We start from the raw sequence: 19074 nt of genomic DNA on the forward strand, positions 1-19074 counted from the left end.
AAAAGCAAAGGATATCCCATGCCTTCCAAAACCACGCCACCTGAGTGGCGGCGGGCGTTTTTGCGTGCGCTTGGCCGCTGTGCCAATGTCCGCGAGGCCGCGCGTGCCGCCGGTATCGACCATGCCACCGCCTATCAGTACCGCAAAAGCAATCCCCATTTCGCCCGATTGTGGGAGGACGCGCTTGCATCGGGTCGGGCAGCGCTGGCGGCAGGGCGCGTGCCGGAAGATGTCGCGCTGGAAGATGCCAGGCCGCGCACCATCCGGTCATCGCGCAGCGGGAAAACCTGCGTCATGGCAACCGGCGCAGGGCGCTGGAACGAGACGGTGGAGGAGGCATTCTTCACCCGGCTCGCCGAAACAGGCAATGTGCGGGAGGCTGCGCGGGCTATCGGCATGTCGACCACGGCGCTCTACAACCGCCGCAAGATCTGGCCCGCCTTCGACAAGTGCTGGGATGAGGTGGTGACCCTCGCGACCGAGCGGCTGGCGCTATCGCTGCTGACCTCGGCCAATAATCTGCTGGAACAACAGGAACCACCGCTGCCCGAATTTGCGGACATGTCGGTCGATCAGGCGATCCGTGTGGCGCAACTCTACGAAGCACGTCTGCGTCAGAATGGCCGCCTGCGCCGCTACGACCGGAAACGCCCGCCGGTCGATGTCGAGAAGGTGAAGGAAGAAATCATCGAGAAGTGCGAACGCATGGCGCAGGCTGCGCAGAAATGAACAAACGCTTTTTCGACGCTGTCCAAAGCCCCTTTGGCGCGACCGCGATCCAGCAGCTCGACGAGCGCAAGGCGTTGGCGCTCACTCGTGATTTTCCCACTTTCCACCATGAAGGGCAATTGCCGCCCGACAGCGACTGGCGCACCTGGCTGATCATGGCGGGGCGGGGCTTTGGCAAGACGCGCGCCGGGGCCGAATGGGTGCTGGCGCAGATGCGCGCCCATCCCGGCTGCCGCATCGCGCTCATCGCCGCTACGCTGGACGAGGCGCGCCGGGTAATGGTCGAAGGGCCGTCGGGCCTGCTGCGGCTGGCATCCGAAGGCGAGATCGTCCAATGGTCGGCGACGCAGCGCACGCTCTGGTTCGAAAATGGCGCAGAGGCGACCCTCTATTCCGGAGCCAACCCCGAAGGTCTGCGCGGGCCGGAGCATCATTTTGCCTGGGCGGACGAGCTGGCCAAATGGAAGCATCCGGTCGATAGCTGGAACAATATGCAGATGGGCCTGCGCATGGGGGCATTCCCCCGCGCGGCGGTTACGACCACACCCCGCGCGCTGCCCTTGTTGCGCCGGATATTGGAAGCGGCGGACAGCGTGCGCACCGGTGGGGCGACGTCGGAAAATCCGCATCTGCCCGAGCGCTTCATCGCGTCCATGAAGGACCATTATGGCGGCACACGGCTCGCCCTGCAGGAGCTGGAGGGGCGTTTGTTCGACGATGTCGAGGGCAGCCTCTGGCCGCTCGACCTGATCGCGCGATGTCGGGTGGACGCCCTGTCCGGAGAGATTGTGCGCACTGTCATCGGCGTCGATCCACCCACATCGGCCAATGGCACTTGCGGCATAATCGTGTGCACACTAGCGGCCGATGGCATCGCCTATGTGCGCGCCGACTGTTCGGTCTCCGGCGCCTCGCCCGAGGGATGGGCACGGGCAGTGGCCGAGGCGGCGCATCACTATGACGCCGACCGCGTGGTAGCCGAACGGAACCAGGGCGGCGCCATGGTCCGCTCCGTCCTGCTCGCCGCATCGGCGACCTTGCCGGTGGACTTGGTCCATGCGGCGGTGGGCAAGGCGGCACGCGCAGAACCCGTCGCCGCCCTGTTCGAAAACGGCCGCGCCTGTTTTGCCGGCGAATTTCCCGAGCTGGAGACCGAACTGAGCGGCCTCGTCCCCGGCGGCTATGAAGGCGAAAGCAAAAGCCCCGACCGCGCCGACGCAATGGTCTGGGCAATCTGGGCGCTCCTGCTCCGCGGCAAAAAGCGCACACCGCGGATCAGGGTGCTTTAGAACGCGGGGGCAAGGGGACAATCGGCAATTTCCCCTCTCCCCTTTAGGGGAGAGGATACGAAGCCTTGGCCGACAGGCCTAGGCGCAGTTGGAGAGGGGCTCCAACCGTGAGGGCAATGCGCGACCTCCCCCTCTCCACTTCGTCTAACGGCTAAAGCCGTAAGACTACGTACCCCTCCCCTAAAGGAGAGAGGGGGACTTAACAGGATATCCAAATCGAAAGCGGACCGTCAGGAAACGACAACTTATCGGACAGTCGCCAAAGCGCCGTTCATTCTTGAAACCCAGCATCCTATGTTCGAGGAAGTATTTTATCCGGATATTATTGACATTAGATTTATCCGGATATAATTGCGGCGCTTCTAAATTAGGAGCAACAATATGGCGTCCAGTTTTACGGCATTCCTCGCAGGAAAGCAGATTGCGTCTGGTGAGCGGGACGAGGTAGCGCGAAGCATCAACGAACAACTTCTTGCGCAAGATGGCGCAGTGCTCGTATTTGAGGATGGATCTGGCCGGATCACCGACCTCGACTATCGGGACACCGCACCGCGCAGTGCGGGCCGTCCGAAGCTGGGGGTGCAGGCTCGCGAAGTAACTCTTCTTCCCCGGCATTGGGAGTGGCTTTCCGAACAGCCGGGCGGTGCATCTGCTGCCTTGAGACGGCTGGTTGAGGATGCACGCCGCGAAGGTCGGACAGAGCGCGAGTGCCGGGACTCCGTTTACCGCTTTATGCAGGCCGCTTGTGGCGACATGCCAGGCTATGAAGAGGCGCTTCGTGCGCTTTACTCTGCGCGTGACGACGATTTTCTTGCAACGGTTGATCAATGGCCACAAGATCTGGGGCGTTATATTCGCAAACTGCTGTCATCTGTGGAGGACACAAAAGGTGCTGCATTATGCGCGTAGCGACCTGCCGCTGCGGGAGCCTAAAGGCCGAATGCACGGGCGAGCCAGTACTTATGTCGGTTTGCCATTGTCTCGAATGCAAACGCCGGACGGGAAGCGCATTTTCTGCGCAGGCACGATTTTTGGCAGAGAATGTCATGGTCACAGGCGAGTTTAGTACATTCGCACGTACGGCCGACAGTGAACGCAGCCTCACCTATCGATTCTGCCCAAGCTGCGGCTCAACGGTCGCTTACCAGATCGACATATTGCCCGATTTCGTGGCCATCCCGTTCGGCGCTTTTGGAGATGATCAACTCCCGGCCCCATCTTACTCAAATTACGAACGCCGGAAGCATCCTTGGGTAAGCATCAGCGGCGACGGAGTGGAGCATCTCGACTAAGCCGGCGGGCGCTTATTCCTCAGGATTTCGGAAGGGTTTGGAAATCCAACGGTATTGGCTACCGCTAACGGCAGCTTTCAACCGCGTTTGTCCAGATACCCGACAGTCCGCTATCCAGAACATTCTAGTCATTCCCGCTGGCCGCCCGGCACCCTAAAAGCGACCATTCATCCAGTTCGGGCATAACTATAGGTTAGTGCCAGAGGATTATGTGGAAGAAAGAAGAGGAAGAAGAAAGAAGGGCGGGATGCGTTTCGACCTGTCTTCTTTCCTTCTTTCTCTTTTTTCTTCTGACGAAAAAATCGGCACGACCTATCCGCCAGCGCAGGGCAGCGATTGTCGAACATCCCTCTCTCCTTCAGGGGAAAGGGGGTTGTTCACCAGCCCGTCACCTTGAAGCCTACCGCTCCGTCACCCTGAACTTGTTTCAGGGTGACGGTACGTGGTGTGATGGTCCTTGGGGCTTCGAAAGCCAAAGGAAACTATTGGCCTTCGCCGTGCAACGCACTAGGCGTAGGGCGACAGATTCTTGCGAGTTAGGGAATGAAAAAATGCGTAAAGCACTTTGGTTGGGGGTTGCGTTGATGGTGATGACAGGGCCGCAGGGCGCGTGGGCGGATGATGCTGCGACAGCGGAAATGGGGGCGGATGTTGCCGATGGCCTCACCTATCCGCAGACGAAGACCGTCGATGTTGTCGACACCGCCTTTGGTATCAAAATCCCCGATCCCTATCGCTGGCTGGAGGATGATGTCCGCGTCAATCCCGCCGTCGCCGATTGGGTCAAGGCGCAGAACAAGGTGACCGACGCCTATCTCGACACGCTGCCCGGAAAGGATGTGCTCGCCGCGCGGATGAAGAAGCTGTTCGACTATGAACGTTTCGGACTGCCTGAAAAAGCGGGCGGGCATTATTTCTTCACGAAGAATGACGGGCTGCAGAACCAGTCGGTGCTGTATGTGCGCAAGGGGCTGACCGGCAAGGACCGTATCCTGATCGATCCCAACACATGGGCAAAGGACGGCGCGACCGCGCTCGATAGCTGGGTGCCGTCGAAAAATGGCAAGCTGCTCGCCTATTCGATCCAGGATGGCGGTTCGGACTGGCGGACGATCAAGGTGCTCGACACCGCGACGGGCACGATCCTGACCGACGAGATCAAATGGGCGAAGTTCACCAACATCAGTTGGGTCGGCAATGACGGCTTCCTCTATTCGCGCTTTGCCGAGCCGAAAGAAGGCGCCGCGTTCCAGCAGCTGAATTACAACCAGACCATTTATTACCACAAGATCGGCACCCCGCAGTCGGAGGACAAGGCGATCTATGCGACCCCCGACAAGCCCGAATATGGCCACAGCGCGCAGGTCACGCATGACGGTAAATGGGCGCTGATCACCACGTCGCAGGGGACGGACGAGAAATATGAGCTCCACATCATGCCGCTCGGCAAGAAACCGTCGTGGAAGGCGCAGCCGCTGGTCAAGGGGCTGGAGCATGAATGGCAATTGGTCGAGGGCGTGGGCAACAAGCTCTGGTTCATCACCAACAAGGACGCACCGCGGCTGAAACTGGTCTCGGTCGACCTCAAGGCAAAGGTTCTGAACCGGGCTCCGTGCGAAGGCAGCTCGGACGCGGGAGACGTCTGCATGGCTGAAGGATTTGCCTTCACCGACATCGTCCCCGAACGCGCCGAAACGCTGACCCGTGCGCAGATTGTGGGCGAGCGGTTGATCATGTCCTATATCAAGGACGCGAAATCGATGGCGATGATGACCAATTTGGCAGGGGGTCCGGCCAAGGAAATCTCGCTGAACGCCATCGGCACCGCGAGTGGTTTTTCCGGCACGCCGGGTGACCCTGAAACCTTCTACGGCTTTTCAAGCTTCAACCAGCCGGGCGCGGTGTACCGTTTTGACAGCCGCACGGGCCAGTCGACGTCCTTCGCCGAGCCGAAGCTGAGCTTCAATCCGGCGGACTTTGCAATCGAGCAGGTCTTCTACCCGTCAAAGGACGGCACGAAGATCCCGATGTTCATCGTCCACAAAAAGGGCCTCGACCTCAGCAAGGGCGCGCCAACATTGCTCTATGGCTATGGCGGGTTCAACATTTCGCAGACACCGACCTATTCGGCGACGCGCATGGCGTGGATCCAGTCGGGCGGCGTCTTCGCGCTCGCCAATCTGCGCGGGGGCGGCGAATATGGAAAGCCCTGGCATGATGCGGGCCGCCTGATGAACAAGCAGAATGTGTTCGACGATTTTGCCGCGGCGGGCGAATATCTGGTGGCCAAGGGATACACCGCCAAGGGTAAGCTTGCCATTGAGGGCCGCTCCAACGGCGGTCTGCTGGTCGGCGCGTCGCTGAACCAGCGGCCGGACCTGTTCGCGGCGGGCCATGCCGCCGTCGGCGTTATGGACATGACCCGTTTCGACCGCTTCACCGCAGGCCGTTATTGGGTCGACGATTATGGCAGTCCTGCGAAAGAGGCCGATCTAAAGATGCAGCTGACCTATTCGCCCTATCACAACATCACATCGGGCGTCGATTATCCGGCGGTGATTGTCTCCACCGCGGACACCGACGACCGCGTGGTGCCGGGGCACAGCTTCAAATATACCGCGGCGCTGCAGGCGGCGAAGACCGGATCGCGGCCCAAGATCATCCGCATCGAAAGCCGCGCGGGCCATGGATCGGGCAAGCCGACGGACAAGCTGATCGAGGAATATTCCGACATCTACGCCTTCCTCGCCAAATGGACGGGGCTGGAGCTGAAATAGGCGGGGCTTAGCCCGTCGCCATCAAAGCAACCTCATCCGCAAAGGCGCGTCCCACGGCGGGGCGCGCCATGATGCGGTCGCGATAGGCGGTCAGCACCGGCCAGGGGGAAAGATCGACCCCCGCCGGTTGCGCCCAGCCGAGCGTCACCACCAGATAGCCATCGGCCACGGTAAAGCTGTCCCCGACCAGATAGGCGCGGTCGGCCAGATGTGCCGACAGCAAGTCATATTTCGCGCCCACCGACCCGCGCGCATAATCCTTCATCGCCACCGGAATGGCGGGGTTGAACAGCATGAAATAGACCGCCTTGTGCAATTCGGACGAGATATAGTTGAGCCACTGGTGCAACCGCGTCCGCTCCAGCGTGCCGGCAGGGGGCGCCAGTCCGCTTTCGGGCGCGAGGTCCGCCACATATTGCAACACCGCCGGCCCCTCGGTCAGCACCTCGCCCGCATCGGTGACCAGCGCAGGCACCTGCCCCTTGGGATTGATCGCCAGATAATCCCGGCCGTCCTCGGTCTGCTTGGTCGCCATAACCACCCGATAAAAGCCCGCCTCTTGCCCCGTTTCATACAAGGCAATGCGGGTGGCCAGCGAACAGGATAGGGGGGCGAAATACAGGTCCATCGGTTCTCTCCAATACAGCGTGGTGGTCAATCGGGGTTGGGGACAGTCTGCAAAGGGGCGGCAGTCCCGGCTGGCTCGGCCGCGAGTTTGGTGGCAGCGTCGGCCAGACGATAATAGGCCACTGCAACCGAACCGCGCAGCATTTCTTTGCCAAAGCGGATGGTGCGGCCTTCGGGCATACATTTCGATAATGCATCAGCCATCACGCCAAAATTATCCTTTTCCTGAACGCTGGCCACTTCGCTAGCCAAAAGATCACGACTTTCCTGCGGAATCCGGCGCACCACGCATTCGGCATATCGGGCCATAAAACCATCGAGCCATGCAAGCCGATATTCTTCACGAAATTCATCAGCTTTCTTTTTCTTCTTAGGCACGGCGGTCTCATCCAGGATCGGGAATGGCCGATGCTGCAGAGGGGGGACCTTGGAGAAATCGGCAAATGAAGTCTGGCCGAAGTCTTTGCGCATAAGCGCCCCCGCCAAAGCGTAGCGGTAGAGTTCGCCCGGAAAGGTCATTTGGATCCCGTTTTCCGGCTTTGCGACTTTCACGAGACACTCACCGTTTATCAGCCTGCTAAATTTCCCCTTGGGCAACGATTCCGATGGTAAATCTTTGACCAGAAACTCGCGCGCCAAAGCAACGCGGTTTTGATACCCAAGAACACATTCCGCATAGTCGGCGGACAATGCCCTCACCGCCGTTTCATTCTTTTTATCCGCAGCACTGGCAGGAGAACTGCCTATCGCTATTAATAGACCCAGCACTGATTGTATCGAAATTCGCAAAAAATTCATTCTGACATATCCCGCTTATTATGTGCGTCGCATATGCTTTCCTCATTTTTGCCACAGGTCGAACAGGCATAGGGTCGAAAAGATGAAGCAGCCGGATATGTGTTCGGTGCGGATTGCTTTGGCAATATACAAAAGACGATCGGACCCTCATTCTTCTCTCGCATTCCCCGTCCGCCTCCGCGTAAACGGATGCGTGGAAGGAGTCGGTATGAGCGCGTGGAAACCTGAGGGCTATTCTTCGGTCAGCCCCTATCTGATGTGCGCCGATCCCGAAGGGCTGATCGCCTTTCTGGTGGCGGTGTTTGGCGCGGGGCAGGTGCGGCGGTTTGACCGGCCGGACGGATCGCTGATGCATGCGGAGATGCGGATTGATGACAGCATCGTCATGGTCGGCGGCGGCGCGACGCAGCATCTTTCGTCGGAAGTGCACATCCACCTTTATGTGCCCGATGCCGCAGCGGTCTATGATCGCGCGCTGGCGCAGGGTGCGGAGGCTGTCCAGCCGCCCATTCGAAAATCAGCCGACGATGATCTGCGCGGCGGGTTCAAGGATCCTGCCGGGAATATATGGTGGGTGGCGACGCAGTAACGCCCCCTAATCCCCCGCATTATCCATCTTGCGCACCTCGACAGCGCCCTCGTCGAAATCGTCGAGCAGGCGCGCGTTGATGCCCATTTTGCCGAAGTCTTCGCCCAGCGTCGCCCAGTGCGTGCCGCAGCCGCAGGTCGGGCAATGGTGGATGCCGATCATCCGGTCGCCCCAGATATAGGCCTTGGTGTCGCCCGAAATGCTTACCTGTTCCGGCGGGTAATAGGCGGTGCGCCAGGCGGTGCGGCGACAGAGCGAGCAGTTACAATCCGCCACCCATGCCGGCGCGTGCGGCACCTTGATCTGTATGTTGCCGCAATGGCAGCTTCCCTGAACACTCATAGGGATATGCTATCGGCATATGGCCGGGTCCGCAAGAACGACAGAGGGCAGGCCCGCACAGACTGTTCATAAAACACCTCACTTTCCTGAACAAAAGCTGACAAGTCAATTCAGGAAACCGTCAAGACGAATCACTTATTCAGTAACTGTCAGCACGGGAAACAGCCCGTCGAGACACAGGAGAATGACGATGAATTTTGTAACCAAAAGCTTGCTAGGCGCCGGGGCTGCTGCTGCAGCTTTGGTGAGTGTATCCGCCCCCGCACAGGCCCGCGACCGTTATGACCGCGATGGCATCAGCGCAGGCGAAGTCATTGCCGGAGCCGTTGTGCTCGGCGGACTTGCCGCAGTGATTGCAGCGTCGGATAATGACCGCGACCGCTACGGCTATGACCGGGGCGACCGGTATGACTATAACCGCGCGGGCTATAATTATGGCAACCGCCATGGCGGCGGACGTGCAGCGGTGAACCAGTGCGTCAACGGTGTCGAGCGTTGGGCCAGCCGCTACAGCCGGTCGGACGTGACGCAAATCCGCGACATTGAACGCACCCGCTATGGCTACCGCGTCAAGGGCAACCTTGTCGTCCAGGACGGCTGGCGCGGCAACAACCGGGGCTATGACCGGTACGACCGTGATGGCCGCAACGGCTATGGCGACGGCTATGGCCGGGGTTACGACAAGGGCCGGTTCACCTGCTATGTCGAACGCGGACGGGTGGTCGATATCGACTATAGCGGTCTCGACCGCTGGCGGTAATTGAAGCTTAAAAGGGTTCAGCCTGGCGACAGGCTGGACCCTATAATCGCGGATGACAGGGGGGAGTTTCGCACCCCCGAACAGGAGGCATTCATGGGGTATTTTCGGAAATCAGCGCTGGCCTTGGGCACAGCGGCAGTCGTCGCCACTTCGGCGGCACCAGCCTTTGCGGCGGTGTCGCTCGATCGCGGGCATTCTGTATTGAAATCGGCCGGCGAATATAATGGCTGGGGCCGACGTCACCGCTATCGGCACCGCGACCGTGTCGATGGCGGTGACATTCTGGCCGGAATAGCAATCCTCGCCGGGATCGCCATCGTCGCCGACGCGGCGAGCAAGAACAGCAAGAACAAGCGCGACAGCGAAAGCTATCCCGACCAGCGGCCTTATGATGAAGAGCCAAGCAGCACCCGCGACAGCATACCCGACAGCACCGGCCGCAACGATGTGGCAAGCGCGGTCGAGGCCTGCTCCAACGCGGCGCAGCAGGATGGCGCACGCGTCGACGAAATCCGCAACGTCACCCGCGACGGCGAAGGCTGGCGGGTCGAAGGCCGGATGTCGGGCGGCAAGGATGACAACTTCACCTGCGGCGCGACCAATGGCGAAGTCGACTTCGTCCAGTTCGGCGACCGCGAGATTTGAAGTTCGGATGGGGGCGGTTCCTTTAAGGGACTGCCCCCTACCCCGTTCAAGCAATCCGCTTGGACATATGGTAATTGTGGATCGCGACGCCATTGATCGTGAAATCATTGCGCGCATCAATGCTGAAGCCGCGACGTTCGAATAAGCGGCGCGCGCTCTCGCTGGCCTCTACAAAGACCATCGCGATCCCTGCATCTCGCGCGGCCGCCTCCAACGCGGCATAAATTGCCGAACCCGCGCCCATCCCAATCCTGTCGGGGCGGCAGTAAAGGTGGTCGATATGGCCGTCCGGCTCCAGATCGCCATAACCGATCACCTCTCCATCTTCGTCAATTGCCACCAGAACCGTCCGGTCCCCGGCGCGCGTGATATAATCCTGCGGATCCGGCGAAGATGGACTCCACGCCGCCACCTGCTGCGCCGAATAGTCGCGCGCGCCCGCTTCCCGGACCGATGCGTGAAACAGCGCCGCAAGCGCTTCGGCATCTGAGGGCATGAAGGGGCGGACAAGCATCGCGTGATGATAGACCAGTGTCCAGCAGGGCGAAAGGGGCTCGCCCTTGCCTGTGGGGTTGGGGACAGTCCCTGTGTAACTTCGACTATGCCCCGTCACCCTGAAACAACTTCAGGATGACTAAGGTCGGCAGGGCTACCAAGTCATAAAGACATATAGCAACCCGATGATCAGCGAGATCATTGTTGCCGCGCAAATCCACGCTGCGGCCAGTCCGTATTTGTTGTTGATATAGGCAACTGGCAGTTCAAAAATTCCGCGAACCACATCCACCAAAACTTCCACGGATTACCTACCTTCCGCAATTTCCTTGCACCGGCAAAATCAAGTTCCGGCTTTTATTCCTTCCAGCCCCAGAACAGGTGGCAAGGCAGGATATTCCACGGTTCGAACCCGTTGTCGATCTTGCGGAAATAGGGTTCCATGAAGTCGCGGGCGCGGGCGCGGAATTGGTAGACGAGGAAGGCGCCGCCGGGGCGGAGCGCTTTGGCGGTGTTTTCCGCAATCACCGGGCCGAGGTCATTCGGCAAGGTCGAAAAGGGCAGGCCGGACAGGATATAGTCCGCATTTTTGAAACCGAACTGCGCGATAATCTCGTTCACATCGGCGGCCGAGCCGTGCACCGCGATGAAGCGGCTGTCGCGGATGGTTTTGCGCAGATAGACGATGAAATCCTCATTCAGATCAATGACCAGCAAGGTCGCATCGGGGCGCAGGCGGTTCAGCACCGGCTGGCAGAATGTTCCAATTCCCGGACCATATTCGACAAACAGCTTTGTATTGTCCCAATCAACCGGCGCGAGCATCTTGGCGACGGTGCGGTCGGAGGATGGAATGATCGATCCGACCATGACCGGATGCTTGATAAAACCTTTGAAAAACACACCCCAAGGGCCAAAAAAACGGCTCACACGGGTCTTTACGCGCGTCAGCAGCGGTACTTTGGCCAAGGTGGATGAAGGCATAAAGGGGGTTCCGCGACGCTATTGTGACAGTTGCATTGCACTCGCAAATCAGGCTGGCTTATGCAACAGCATTAAGCAAGATTATGTTCCGTGCGGGTTGCACCGTTCCGCAAATAGGTTCTATGCACTTGTTATGGCACGGCTTCCCATCGGCTCCACTTCTGTCATTTTTATCGCGCAACGCAGCGACGCGGATGCCGATGGATATGCGCAGGCCGCACATGCAATGGATGCGCTGGCGCAACAACAACCCGGCTATCTTGGCATGGAATCGGTGCGCGGGGCCGATGGCCTTGGCATTACGGTCAGTTACTGGGCCAGCGACACCGACGCAAAGGCATGGCGCGACCATCCGGATCATGCCGCGATCCGCGATGCCGGACGTGACCGCTGGTACATGCATTACAGCCTGCACGTCGCCGAAGTCGTGCGCAGCTATGACTGGGTAAAGCCATGAGCGCGGCCCCCGCCATCCCCAACAACCGGGTGGTCGTGCTGTTTCTGGTGATGCTGGTCGCCGCCGCCGGAAACACCGCGATGCAATCGGCGCTGCCCGCCATCGCCAGCGAGCTCGACATGCCCGATGTGTGGGTCAGCCTTGCCTTTAGCTGGTCGGCGCTGCTCTGGGTGATTACCGCACCCAAATGGGCGCGCCTGTCCGACCGGCGGGGCCGGAAACAGTTGATGAGTGTCGGCATCATCGGCTTTGTCGCCTCCATGGGATTGTGCGGACTGGTGCTGTGGCTGGGGCTGGAAGGCTGGATCGGCCCGGTTGCAACCTTCGTCCTCTTCGCCCTGTTCCGCAGCCTTTATGGCGGATTCGGATCCGCCGCGCCGCCCGCGGTGCAGGCCTATGTCGCCGCCCGGACCGAGCGGGAGGAGCGGACCAAGGCGTTGTCCATGCTCGCCTCCTCCTTTGGCGTCGGCACGGTGATCGGCCCGGCTGTGGCGCATTATCTGCTGTTCCCGCCCTTTGGCCTCGCCGGACCGTTGATCATGTTCGCGGCCTTTGGTGTGGCCGTGCTGATCGCGCTGCACTGGCAATTGCCCAATGATACGCCGAAATTTGCCGCACGCGGCTCGGTCGCGGCCTATCCCAATGCCGGGTCAATGAATTCGCCCGATGCGGAGCAGGAGGACGGGCAAGCGCTCGATTCCACCCTGCCCGATACCGAAGTCCGTTTGCCCTGGCGGGACGAACGCATGTTGTCCTGGCTGCTGGCCGGCCTGATCGGCGGCCATGCGCAGGCGATATTGCTGGGCGTGGTGGGCTTTCTGGTGCGCGACCGGCTCGGGTTGCACGATAAACCGTGGGAAGCGGTGCAGGCCAGCGGATCGGTGATGCTGATCGGTGCGATGGCGACGCTGCTGGCGCAATGGGGACTGATCCCGATGCTCTCGCTCGCCGCGCGCAGTTCGGTGCTGCTGGGCTCCGTCCTTGCGCTGATTGGTGTCGTCCTGACCGGTGTCAGCCATGATTTTTACGGGATCAGCACGGGCTTTGCCATTGCCTCGCTCGGCTTTGGCCTGTTCCGCCCCGGCTTTACCGCAGGGGCCTCGCTTGCCGTGCGGCGGCATGAACAGGGCGACGTCGCGGGCAAAATCGCCTCGATCAACGGCGCGGCCTATATTTTCGCCCCCGCGATCGGTGTTGCTCTGTTCAGTGTGTGGGAACCTGCGACCTTCCTGATCATCGGTGCGGCCTTGCTGTTCCTGATCCTCTGGGGTCGCCGCGCACTTATCGTCCCGGCCTGACCCGACTTTCGCTGCAGCGCAAAAAAAAGGGCCGACCGAAGTCGACCCTGAAAAAGTCTTTAGGAGAGGATGCCTATAAGGCACTTTCGATATGAGCCGACTCCATTTTTTGTGCAAGTGCGAACAATGCAATTACTGTTGCATATTCTGCAACTATCAAATAGTCGTTTCGCAATGAAAAGCGCGCCGTTGCGGCGGATGCGATGAAAGACCCGTATTTGTTGCACCGCGACAAATCCCTAGGAGTATGTGATGCGTCGTTTACCTCCCTTGCGCTCACTCGAAGCTTTTTTGCGCGTAGCCAAGCTTGGCTCGGCCAAAGCGGCGGCGAGTGAACTTGCCCTGTCCCCCCCTGCGCTCAGCCGCCGGATCAAGGGGCTGGAGGATTTTATCGGCAAACCGCTGTTCGACCGGCGCGCACAGGCGATGGTCATCAACGCCGATGGCGAGGCTTTGCTCGCCGCAGTCGAACCCGCGATGGACGCGATGGCAGAAGCCGTCGAGGAACTGGCCGGTCGCGGCGGTGAATATCGCTTGCGGCTGGGCGTGCTGCCGCTGTTCGGAACGCAGCGCCTGATCCCGAAGCTGCCCGCGCTGCGCAAGGCGTTTCCGAAGCTGCACATCGATGTCGACACGTCGGGCCATGCCGAAAATCTGCTGGGTGATGTGGTGGATGCCGCGATTATCATCGCGGCCGAGGTGGACCCCAAACTCTACAGCGTCCGGCTCGACAGCAATGTCGTCTACGCCATCGCGTCGGAAGAATGGGCGAAAGAGCAGGATATCAAGACGCCGTCCGACCTCACCAAGCATACGGTCATGGTGCACAGCGACATGCCGATGATCTTCGACGCCTGGCGCGAGGCAATGGGCGAACCGCGCCTGAAACCGCTGGCCATCGACCATATCGACAGCGGCCCTCTGATGCTGGAGGCGGCGGCCAACGGCCTTGGCGTTGCCATCATGCACGGCAGCCACTTCTCCGACGCCCGCGACCCCCGCCTGACCCGGTTGTTCGATAAAGAGGTCGAAAGCCCCTACAGCTACTGGTTCGTCTGCCGCCCCCGCGCCCTGCGCCAGCGGGCGGTGAAGATTTTCCACGACTGGTTGTTGAAAAGCGGGGTGTGAGGAACGGGGACACGCACCGCATCTGACCCATAAAAAAGGGGCCGCTCCGGTTGGAACGACCCCGTGGTTGCGTGGATTTTTGCTAGAAGCGATTAGCTGCCTTTGCAGGTCTGTTCGCCCTTGCCGGCGAGCTTGACCTTGATTTCCTTGCCAGCGCCCGCGAGCGTGCTTTCGCCGTCTGCGGATGTCAGCGGGCCGGCGGGGGCTGCTTCGGCGGCGGGCTTGGCGGCGTCGGTTGCGGCGGCGTCAGCGGCGGGCGCTTCGGGAGCAGGTGCGGTGACGCGGACGGCGGTGGCGGCCTTGTCGCCTACGCGGATGTCGGCGGCTTCATTCGCGCCGAGGAAATCGACATAGAGGATCGTGTTGTCGGCGCAGCGATAGGTGCCAGAGGCAGTGATCGCGGGCGGCATTTCGATTTCTTCGACGGCCGCGGTGGCCTTGGTCGCGTCGGCTTCACCGGCGGCAGGGGTTTCGGTTTGGTTGCATGCCGCTAACGCCAGCATGAACAACGGGGCGAGGATCAGGAGAGGTGTTTTCATAAGGCGGCCCGTTTGCCGCAGCCTTTCGCCATTGGAAAGCAAAAATGCGCGTCCGCCAAAGAATTTTGCGATTGCCCGAAAGGCTTGACCCGAACAGCCGCTAGCGCCATTGCAGGGGGATGTCTTCCGAAGCACCCGAACTGAATTTCGAACAGGCGCTGCGCGCGCTTGAGGATATCGTCCACAAGCTGGAAAGCGGGGAAGCGCCGCTCGACGAATCGATTGCGCTCTATGAAAAGGGCAACCAGTTGCGCGCGCTGTGCCAGCAACGGCTGGATGCGGCAAAGGCGCGGATCGAGGCGATCACGCTGGGACCCGACGGCACGCCCGCTGGCACCACGCCCTTCGACGCCGGCTGACCGGATATGTTGCACGACGCGCTGAACCAGATAGCTGCGGATGTAGACGCCGAATTTGACCGGCTGCTCGCGCTGCCCGGCGATGCGCGCGACCCGCTCTATGCCGCGATGCGCCATGCCGCGATTGGCGGGGGCAAAAGATTGCGGCCCTTGCTGGTCACCGCGACCGCTGCCCTGTTCCATGTCGACCGCGATGTCGCGCTGCGCGTTGGCACGGCGGTGGAGGCGATCCATGTCTATTCGCTGATCCATGACGACCTGCCATGCATGGACGATGACGATATGCGCCGGGGCAAGCCCACCGTGCACCGCGCTTTTGGGGAGGCGACCGCCGTGCTCGCGGGCGACTCGCTGCATGCGCTGGCCTTTGAAATACTGGCAAGCTCGCGCACCCATACCGACCCCTTCATCCGCAGCGAGCTGATCGCCACCCTCGCGCTGGCGAGCGGCCCGGATGGCATGGCGGGCGGGCAGATGATGGATCTGGAGGCGGAAAAGACGACCTTTGACCTGCCTACGGTGACACGTCTGCAGGCCCTGAAGACCGGCGCGCTTATTGCTGCCAGCGTCGAAATGGGCGCGATCCTCGGCCATATTCCGCCCGAAGGCCGCGCGCATCTGAAAGGCTATGCCCGCGATATCGGCCTCGCTTTCCAGATTGCCGACGACATATTGGATGTAGAGGGCGATCCCGAACTCGCCGGCAAGGCGCTGCAAAAGGATGCCGAGGCGGGCAAGGGGACCTTTGTCTCGCTGATGGGCCTCGACCGCGCCAAGCAACAGGCGGGCATGCTGGTCGCGCAGGCGAACGAGCATCTGGCAAGCTATGGCAGCGAAGCCGACCTGCTGCGCGCCATTGCCAATTATATTACGGAGAGGGACCGTTAATGACACATCGCATCGGCGTATATCCCGGCACCTTTGACCCCATCACCTTGGGGCATATGGACATCATCCGGCGCGGCGCGAAGCTGGTGGATGAGCTGGTCATCGGCGTCACCACCAACGCCGCCAAATCGCCGATGTTTTCCGACGACGAACGCATCGCGATGGTCGAACGCGAAGTGGCGAGCATCGGCGATGCGACCATCCGCGTTGTGGGATTCAATTCGCTGCTGATGGATTTTGCGGAATCGGTTGGCGCATCGACCGTCATCCGCGGCATTCGCGGCGTGACCGACTTCGAATATGAATATCAGCTCACCGGCATGAACCGGCAGCTCAACAACCGCGTCGACACCGTGTTCCTGATGGCCGACGTCGCCCTGCAACCCATCGCCTCGCGCCTCGTCAAGGAAATCGCGCTATATGGCGGCGAGATCGGCAAGTTCGTGACCCCCACCATCCGCGACGAAGTGGTCGCGCGGGTGGCGAAGATGAAGGGGTAGGTTAGGGGTTGGACCCCCTCTCCCCTTTAGGGGAGAGGATACGAAGCCTTGGCCGATAGGCCTAGGCGCAGTTGGTGAGGGGCTTCGACGGTGAGGTCAGTGCACCAACGCCCCCTCTCCACTTCGTCTAATGGCTAAAGCCATAAGACTACGTACCTCTCCCCTAAAGGGGAGAGGGAAAGCACAGTTTTGGGGACTGTCCCAACGCCCCCGCCCTCACCCCTTTTCCGGCAGTTCCAGATATTCCTCCGGCACATGGATCGCATGCGTCGCCAGCCGGATTTCATGCACAAATTGCAGCAGGCAGGTCGCGAGCAGCGCCAGCGACAGCATGAACACGGACACCGCGATCCAGGGTGCCGAAAATTTCGTCAGGCCCATCAGGAACAGCAGCGCGATCATGATGCACACGGTGATGGCCGACAGCACGGCGAAGAGGATCGATGATCCGACAACCTGCATCCGCCGTTCGATGATGCGCAGCTCGCTCACCACCCGCTGATGCGCCGCGCCTTCGGTGACGCCGTGCAGTTGCTGCAAATCGCGGGAGCGGTCGACAATGCGGGACAGGCGGCCGGTCAGGACATTGAGCAGGCTGCCTACCGCGACCAGCAGGAATGCGGGCGTCAGGGCGGTTTGCAACACCGAGATGACGACCGTCAGATTGGGCCCGAATTCAGGATGCATGCTGCTTCTCCGCCGCGAGATCGCGCAGGTCGGTTTTCAGCAGCTTGCCGATATGGCTGCGCGGCATTTCGGCAATTTCGTAAAGCGCGGACAGGCGCTGCGTCTTGCCAAGCTGCGCATTGGTCGCGGCCAGCACGGCGGCGCTGTCGAGCGTGGCACCCTTGGCGGGCGTGACAAAGCCGACGGGCGTTTCGCCCCATTGTTCGCTCGGCATGCCGATCACGGCGGCTTCCTCGACATCCGGATGTTGCAGCAACACGGCCTCCAGATCGACGGGGTAGATGTTGAACCCGCCCGAAATGATCATATCCTTGGCGCGGCCGACCAGTTCGACAAAGCCGTCTTCATCGACCCGGCCGATATCGCCCATCCGCTGCCACCGGCCGCCGTCTTCATCGTACCAGCTTGCTTCCTGCGTTTTTTCCGGCTGGTTCTGATATCCGGACATCATCGTCGGCGACCGCCCGACAAGTTCGCCAATGCTGCCCGGCGGCAGGCGGTTGCCTTCCTCGTCGATGGTGAACACCTCGCTGCCTGGTGCGGGTTGGCCGACGGTGTGCAGCTTGTCCGGATATTTATGCGCGTGCAAAAGGCAGACAACGCCGCCTTCGGTCATCGAATAAATCTCGATCAGCGCCCCCGGCCAGCGGCGGACCACCTCGGCCTTTAATGCGGCGGAAAAAGGCGCGCTGGTGCAATATTTGATCTGGAAGGACGACAGGTCGAAACTGTCGAACGCGTCAAATTCCATCAGGCGTTTATACTGCACCGGCACCAGCATGGTGTGCGTAATCCGTTCCCCCGCCGCGATGTCGAGATAACGGGCGGCGTCGAATTTGGGCATCATGTACAGGCTGCCGCCATAAGCGAGCGTCGGCATCACCAGCGCGAGCGTCGTGTTCGAATAAAGCGGGGTGGAGATGAGCGATTTCTGCTCCGGCTCGCCATAGCCTGCATTGGGGCCGACGGCGGCATGTTTCCAGCGCATCCCGCGCGAATGGACAATGCCCTTGGGCGTGCCGGTCGTGCCGCTGGAATAGATGATGTTGAACGGGTCGCTGGCGGTGCAGCCCAAATCTGCGGGCGTCGCGCCCTCCTCCGCCATCCAGCCATATATGTCCGGTGCATCGGGCAGGGGGGCGTCCAGCATGATGGTTTTGAGCGGCGGCAGATCTTCCCCCGCCAGATCGGCGCGCTTCGGGGCATCGATGAACAGATGCATCGCCCCGCTGTCGCGCAGCATCGCTTCAAGCTGCCCGGGCGCGGCCGAGGTCGTAAGCGGCGCCGCACAGCCACCCGCCCGCACGGCGGCCAGATAGGCGAGGGCATAGCGGACCGAGGTCGTGCCGAGGATCGCAACCGCCTGCCCCTTGCGCAATCCATCGCGCTGCATCTGCGCGGCCATCCGGTCGACCAGCGCCGACACCTCCCCCCAGGTCAATCTCTCCCGCCCATCATCAAGCGCAACCCGCCCCGGCCGGTCCTGCCCCCAATGCGCAATCAGATCGGGGTAGGAGCCAAAGGGTTTTTCAAGTTCGGCCTGCGGATCAAAGGTCATTGGGTGCCTTGGGTTGGATTTCGGAAATTTGGTTGTGCCAGTTTTTTCGTCAGAAGGAAGAAGGAAAAGAAGGAAAAAGGGGTGGAATTGGAGACATTCCCGAATTCGCGTCTTCCTTAGACTTCCCGTCACCCTGAACTTGTTTCAGGGTCTATCGCGCCGCGAAACTCCGCCGTGGAATGCTTAAAAGTTATGACAGGCTTCATAACTCTACCCACGGGGGTGCCCTCTGGATGGACCCTGAAACAAGTCCAGGGTGACGTAGCGCGAGGCAAAGAATGGCGCGAACCCACTTCCTTTTTCCTTCTTTTCCTTCTTCCTTTTGACGAAATA

23 protein-coding genes are annotated in these 19074 nt (G+C 60.7%); 14 read left to right on the forward strand and 9 right to left on the reverse strand.

Annotated features, from left to right (window positions below):
• Window positions 1–18: 18 nt before the first annotated feature.
• The 5 genes from EUU25_RS14680 to EUU25_RS14700 all read left to right on the forward strand — a co-directional run bounded on the left by EUU25_RS14680 (window position 19) and on the right by EUU25_RS14700 (window position 6087).
• Entirely contained in the window at window positions 19–729 is a 711-nt protein-coding gene (locus tag EUU25_RS14680; protein ID WP_158902227.1) for a hypothetical protein, read from the forward strand.
• The gene (locus EUU25_RS14685) at window positions 726–2018 is read left to right on the forward strand and encodes a DNA-packaging protein (protein ID WP_158902228.1); all 1293 of its coding nucleotides are present in this window, start codon (window positions 726–728) and stop codon (window positions 2016–2018) included. The genes EUU25_RS14680 and EUU25_RS14685 overlap by 4 nt, the downstream gene beginning before the upstream one ends.
• A 381-nt stretch (window positions 2019–2399) precedes the next feature.
• Window positions 2400–2927 carry a DUF2239 family protein gene (locus EUU25_RS14690; RefSeq protein ID WP_158902230.1) on the forward strand — a complete coding sequence of 176 codons (528 nt, stop codon included), beginning with the start codon at window positions 2400–2402 and terminating at the stop codon, window positions 2925–2927.
• Between the two features lie 53 nt (window positions 2928–2980).
• The gene (locus EUU25_RS14695) at window positions 2981–3310 is read left to right on the forward strand and encodes a GFA family protein (RefSeq protein ID WP_246163012.1); all 330 of its coding nucleotides are present in this window, start codon (window positions 2981–2983) and stop codon (window positions 3308–3310) included.
• A gap of 551 nt (window positions 3311–3861) precedes the next feature.
• The gene (locus EUU25_RS14700; RefSeq protein ID WP_425505188.1) at window positions 3862–6087 is read left to right on the forward strand and encodes a prolyl oligopeptidase family serine peptidase; all 2226 of its coding nucleotides are present in this window, start codon (window positions 3862–3864) and stop codon (window positions 6085–6087) included.
• A gap of 7 nt (window positions 6088–6094) precedes the next feature.
• On the opposite strand, the gene EUU25_RS14705 is transcribed toward EUU25_RS14700, so the two are convergent.
• Together EUU25_RS14705 and EUU25_RS14710 are read right to left on the reverse strand one after the other, a co-directional pair.
• Window positions 6095–6715, reverse strand: coding sequence for a glutathione binding-like protein (locus EUU25_RS14705; RefSeq protein WP_158902234.1), 621 nt, complete (start codon window positions 6713–6715; stop codon window positions 6095–6097).
• 26 nt (window positions 6716–6741) lie between these two features.
• The gene (locus EUU25_RS14710) at window positions 6742–7413 is read right to left on the reverse strand and encodes a hypothetical protein (RefSeq protein WP_158902236.1); all 672 of its coding nucleotides are present in this window, start codon (window positions 7411–7413) and stop codon (window positions 6742–6744) included.
• Between the two features lie 307 nt (window positions 7414–7720).
• Between EUU25_RS14710 and EUU25_RS14715 the strand changes: the two genes are divergently transcribed.
• Entirely contained in the window at window positions 7721–8101 is a 381-nt protein-coding gene (locus tag EUU25_RS14715; protein WP_158902238.1) for a VOC family protein, read from the forward strand.
• Between the two features lie 6 nt (window positions 8102–8107).
• On the opposite strand, the gene EUU25_RS14720 is transcribed toward EUU25_RS14715, so the two are convergent.
• On the reverse strand, window positions 8108–8443 hold the full coding sequence (locus EUU25_RS14720) for a GFA family protein (RefSeq protein ID WP_158902240.1): 336 nt from the start codon (window positions 8441–8443) through the stop codon (window positions 8108–8110).
• A gap of 190 nt (window positions 8444–8633) precedes the next feature.
• Between EUU25_RS14720 and EUU25_RS14725 the strand changes: the two genes are divergently transcribed.
• Together EUU25_RS14725 and EUU25_RS14730 are read left to right on the forward strand one after the other, a co-directional pair.
• Window positions 8634–9203, forward strand: a complete 570-nt coding sequence (locus EUU25_RS14725) for a hypothetical protein (RefSeq protein ID WP_158902242.1) — start codon at window positions 8634–8636, stop codon at window positions 9201–9203.
• Between the two features lie 93 nt (window positions 9204–9296).
• Window positions 9297–9848 (forward strand): hypothetical protein, encoded by a 552-nt coding sequence (locus tag EUU25_RS14730; RefSeq protein WP_158902244.1) that lies wholly within the window; start codon window positions 9297–9299, stop codon window positions 9846–9848.
• A gap of 46 nt (window positions 9849–9894) precedes the next feature.
• Here EUU25_RS14730 and EUU25_RS14735 read toward each other — a convergent pair whose 3' ends face one another.
• Genes EUU25_RS14735 through EUU25_RS14745 form a run of 3 tightly spaced genes read right to left on the reverse strand, consistent with a single transcriptional unit; the run spans window position 9895 to window position 11327 of the window.
• Window positions 9895–10461: a GNAT family N-acetyltransferase gene (locus EUU25_RS14735; protein WP_222848801.1), complete on the reverse strand. Its 567-nt coding sequence runs from the start codon at window positions 10459–10461 to the stop codon at window positions 9895–9897.
• A gap of 36 nt (window positions 10462–10497) precedes the next feature.
• On the reverse strand, window positions 10498–10647 hold the full coding sequence (locus EUU25_RS14740; RefSeq protein WP_158902246.1) for a hypothetical protein: 150 nt from the start codon (window positions 10645–10647) through the stop codon (window positions 10498–10500).
• Between the two features lie 53 nt (window positions 10648–10700).
• A complete protein-coding gene (locus tag EUU25_RS14745; protein ID WP_158902248.1) occupies window positions 10701–11327 on the reverse strand; it encodes a class I SAM-dependent methyltransferase in 627 nt (208 codons plus the stop codon).
• Between the two features lie 133 nt (window positions 11328–11460).
• On the opposite strand from EUU25_RS14745, the gene EUU25_RS14750 reads away from it, so the two are divergent.
• From EUU25_RS14750 to EUU25_RS14760, 3 genes are all read left to right on the forward strand, one after another.
• Window positions 11461–11784 carry an antibiotic biosynthesis monooxygenase family protein gene (locus EUU25_RS14750; RefSeq protein ID WP_158902250.1) on the forward strand — a complete coding sequence of 108 codons (324 nt, stop codon included), beginning with the start codon at window positions 11461–11463 and terminating at the stop codon, window positions 11782–11784.
• Window positions 11781–13082 (forward strand): MFS transporter, encoded by a 1302-nt coding sequence (locus tag EUU25_RS14755; protein ID WP_158902252.1) that lies wholly within the window; start codon window positions 11781–11783, stop codon window positions 13080–13082. The genes EUU25_RS14750 and EUU25_RS14755 overlap by 4 nt, the downstream gene beginning before the upstream one ends.
• 252 nt (window positions 13083–13334) lie before the next feature.
• The gene (locus tag EUU25_RS14760; RefSeq protein ID WP_158902254.1) at window positions 13335–14210 is read left to right on the forward strand and encodes a LysR substrate-binding domain-containing protein; all 876 of its coding nucleotides are present in this window, start codon (window positions 13335–13337) and stop codon (window positions 14208–14210) included.
• Window positions 14211–14302: 92 nt separating this feature from the next.
• Here EUU25_RS14760 and EUU25_RS14765 read toward each other — a convergent pair whose 3' ends face one another.
• Window positions 14303–14749 carry a hypothetical protein gene (locus EUU25_RS14765; RefSeq protein ID WP_158902256.1) on the reverse strand — a complete coding sequence of 149 codons (447 nt, stop codon included), beginning with the start codon at window positions 14747–14749 and terminating at the stop codon, window positions 14303–14305.
• 119 nt (window positions 14750–14868) lie between these two features.
• Between EUU25_RS14765 and EUU25_RS14770 the strand changes: the two genes are divergently transcribed.
• The 3 genes from EUU25_RS14770 to coaD are packed head-to-tail and all read left to right on the forward strand — an operon-like array spanning window position 14869 to window position 16496.
• Window positions 14869–15108 carry an exodeoxyribonuclease VII small subunit gene (locus EUU25_RS14770; RefSeq protein ID WP_158902258.1) on the forward strand — a complete coding sequence of 80 codons (240 nt, stop codon included), beginning with the start codon at window positions 14869–14871 and terminating at the stop codon, window positions 15106–15108.
• Between the two features lie 6 nt (window positions 15109–15114).
• Window positions 15115–15996 (forward strand): polyprenyl synthetase family protein, encoded by an 882-nt coding sequence (locus EUU25_RS14775; protein ID WP_158902260.1) that lies wholly within the window; start codon window positions 15115–15117, stop codon window positions 15994–15996.
• The gene (coaD, locus tag EUU25_RS14780) at window positions 15996–16496 is read left to right on the forward strand and encodes a pantetheine-phosphate adenylyltransferase (protein ID WP_158902262.1); all 501 of its coding nucleotides are present in this window, start codon (window positions 15996–15998) and stop codon (window positions 16494–16496) included. The genes EUU25_RS14775 and coaD overlap by 1 nt, the downstream gene beginning before the upstream one ends.
• A gap of 216 nt (window positions 16497–16712) precedes the next feature.
• Here the strand turns inward: coaD and EUU25_RS14785 are convergent, their stop codons facing one another.
• Complete coding sequence (locus tag EUU25_RS14785; RefSeq protein ID WP_158902264.1) at window positions 16713–17183, reverse strand: DUF2721 domain-containing protein; 471 nt, start codon at window positions 17181–17183, stop codon at window positions 16713–16715.
• Window positions 17173–18741, reverse strand: coding sequence for a class I adenylate-forming enzyme family protein (locus EUU25_RS14790; RefSeq protein WP_158902266.1), 1569 nt, complete (start codon window positions 18739–18741; stop codon window positions 17173–17175). Before EUU25_RS14790 ends, EUU25_RS14785 begins: the two co-directional genes overlap by 11 nt.
• Between the last annotated feature and the right edge of the window lie 333 nt (window positions 18742–19074).

Origin of the sequence: Sphingorhabdus lacus, assembly GCF_009768975.1 — a bacterium.
In the GTDB taxonomy this organism is placed as follows: domain Bacteria; phylum Pseudomonadota; class Alphaproteobacteria; order Sphingomonadales; family Sphingomonadaceae; genus Sphingorhabdus_B; species Sphingorhabdus_B lacus.

Bases quoted from the DNA above. Each gene is read 5' to 3' on its own strand.
- EUU25_RS14680 (WP_158902227.1), top strand. From the start codon at position 19: ATGCCTTCCAAAACCACGCCACCTGAGTGGCGGCGGGCGTTTTTGCGT.
- EUU25_RS14685 (WP_158902228.1), top strand. From the start codon at position 726: ATGAACAAACGCTTTTTCGACGCTGTCCAAAGCCCCTTTGGCGCGACC.
- EUU25_RS14690 (WP_158902230.1), top strand. From the start codon at position 2,400: ATGGCGTCCAGTTTTACGGCATTCCTCGCAGGAAAGCAGATTGCGTCT.
- EUU25_RS14695 (WP_246163012.1), top strand. From the start codon at position 2,981: ATGTCGGTTTGCCATTGTCTCGAATGCAAACGCCGGACGGGAAGCGCA.
- EUU25_RS14700 (WP_425505188.1), top strand. From the start codon at position 3,862: ATGCGTAAAGCACTTTGGTTGGGGGTTGCGTTGATGGTGATGACAGGG.
- EUU25_RS14705 (WP_158902234.1), bottom strand. From the start codon at position 6,715: ATGGACCTGTATTTCGCCCCCCTATCCTGTTCGCTGGCCACCCGCATT.
- EUU25_RS14715 (WP_158902238.1), top strand. From the start codon at position 7,721: ATGAGCGCGTGGAAACCTGAGGGCTATTCTTCGGTCAGCCCCTATCTG.
- EUU25_RS14720 (WP_158902240.1), bottom strand. From the start codon at position 8,443: ATGAGTGTTCAGGGAAGCTGCCATTGCGGCAACATACAGATCAAGGTG.
- EUU25_RS14725 (WP_158902242.1), top strand. From the start codon at position 8,634: ATGAATTTTGTAACCAAAAGCTTGCTAGGCGCCGGGGCTGCTGCTGCA.
- EUU25_RS14730 (WP_158902244.1), top strand. From the start codon at position 9,297: ATGGGGTATTTTCGGAAATCAGCGCTGGCCTTGGGCACAGCGGCAGTC.
- EUU25_RS14745 (WP_158902248.1), bottom strand. From the start codon at position 11,327: ATGCCTTCATCCACCTTGGCCAAAGTACCGCTGCTGACGCGCGTAAAG.
- EUU25_RS14750 (WP_158902250.1), top strand. From the start codon at position 11,461: ATGGCACGGCTTCCCATCGGCTCCACTTCTGTCATTTTTATCGCGCAA.
- EUU25_RS14755 (WP_158902252.1), top strand. From the start codon at position 11,781: ATGAGCGCGGCCCCCGCCATCCCCAACAACCGGGTGGTCGTGCTGTTT.
- EUU25_RS14760 (WP_158902254.1), top strand. From the start codon at position 13,335: ATGCGTCGTTTACCTCCCTTGCGCTCACTCGAAGCTTTTTTGCGCGTA.
- EUU25_RS14765 (WP_158902256.1), bottom strand. From the start codon at position 14,749: ATGAAAACACCTCTCCTGATCCTCGCCCCGTTGTTCATGCTGGCGTTA.
- EUU25_RS14770 (WP_158902258.1), top strand. From the start codon at position 14,869: ATGTCTTCCGAAGCACCCGAACTGAATTTCGAACAGGCGCTGCGCGCG.
- EUU25_RS14775 (WP_158902260.1), top strand. From the start codon at position 15,115: ATGTTGCACGACGCGCTGAACCAGATAGCTGCGGATGTAGACGCCGAA.
- coaD (WP_158902262.1), top strand. From the start codon at position 15,996: ATGACACATCGCATCGGCGTATATCCCGGCACCTTTGACCCCATCACC.
- EUU25_RS14785 (WP_158902264.1), bottom strand. From the start codon at position 17,183: ATGCATCCTGAATTCGGGCCCAATCTGACGGTCGTCATCTCGGTGTTG.
- EUU25_RS14790 (WP_158902266.1), bottom strand. From the start codon at position 18,741: ATGACCTTTGATCCGCAGGCCGAACTTGAAAAACCCTTTGGCTCCTAC.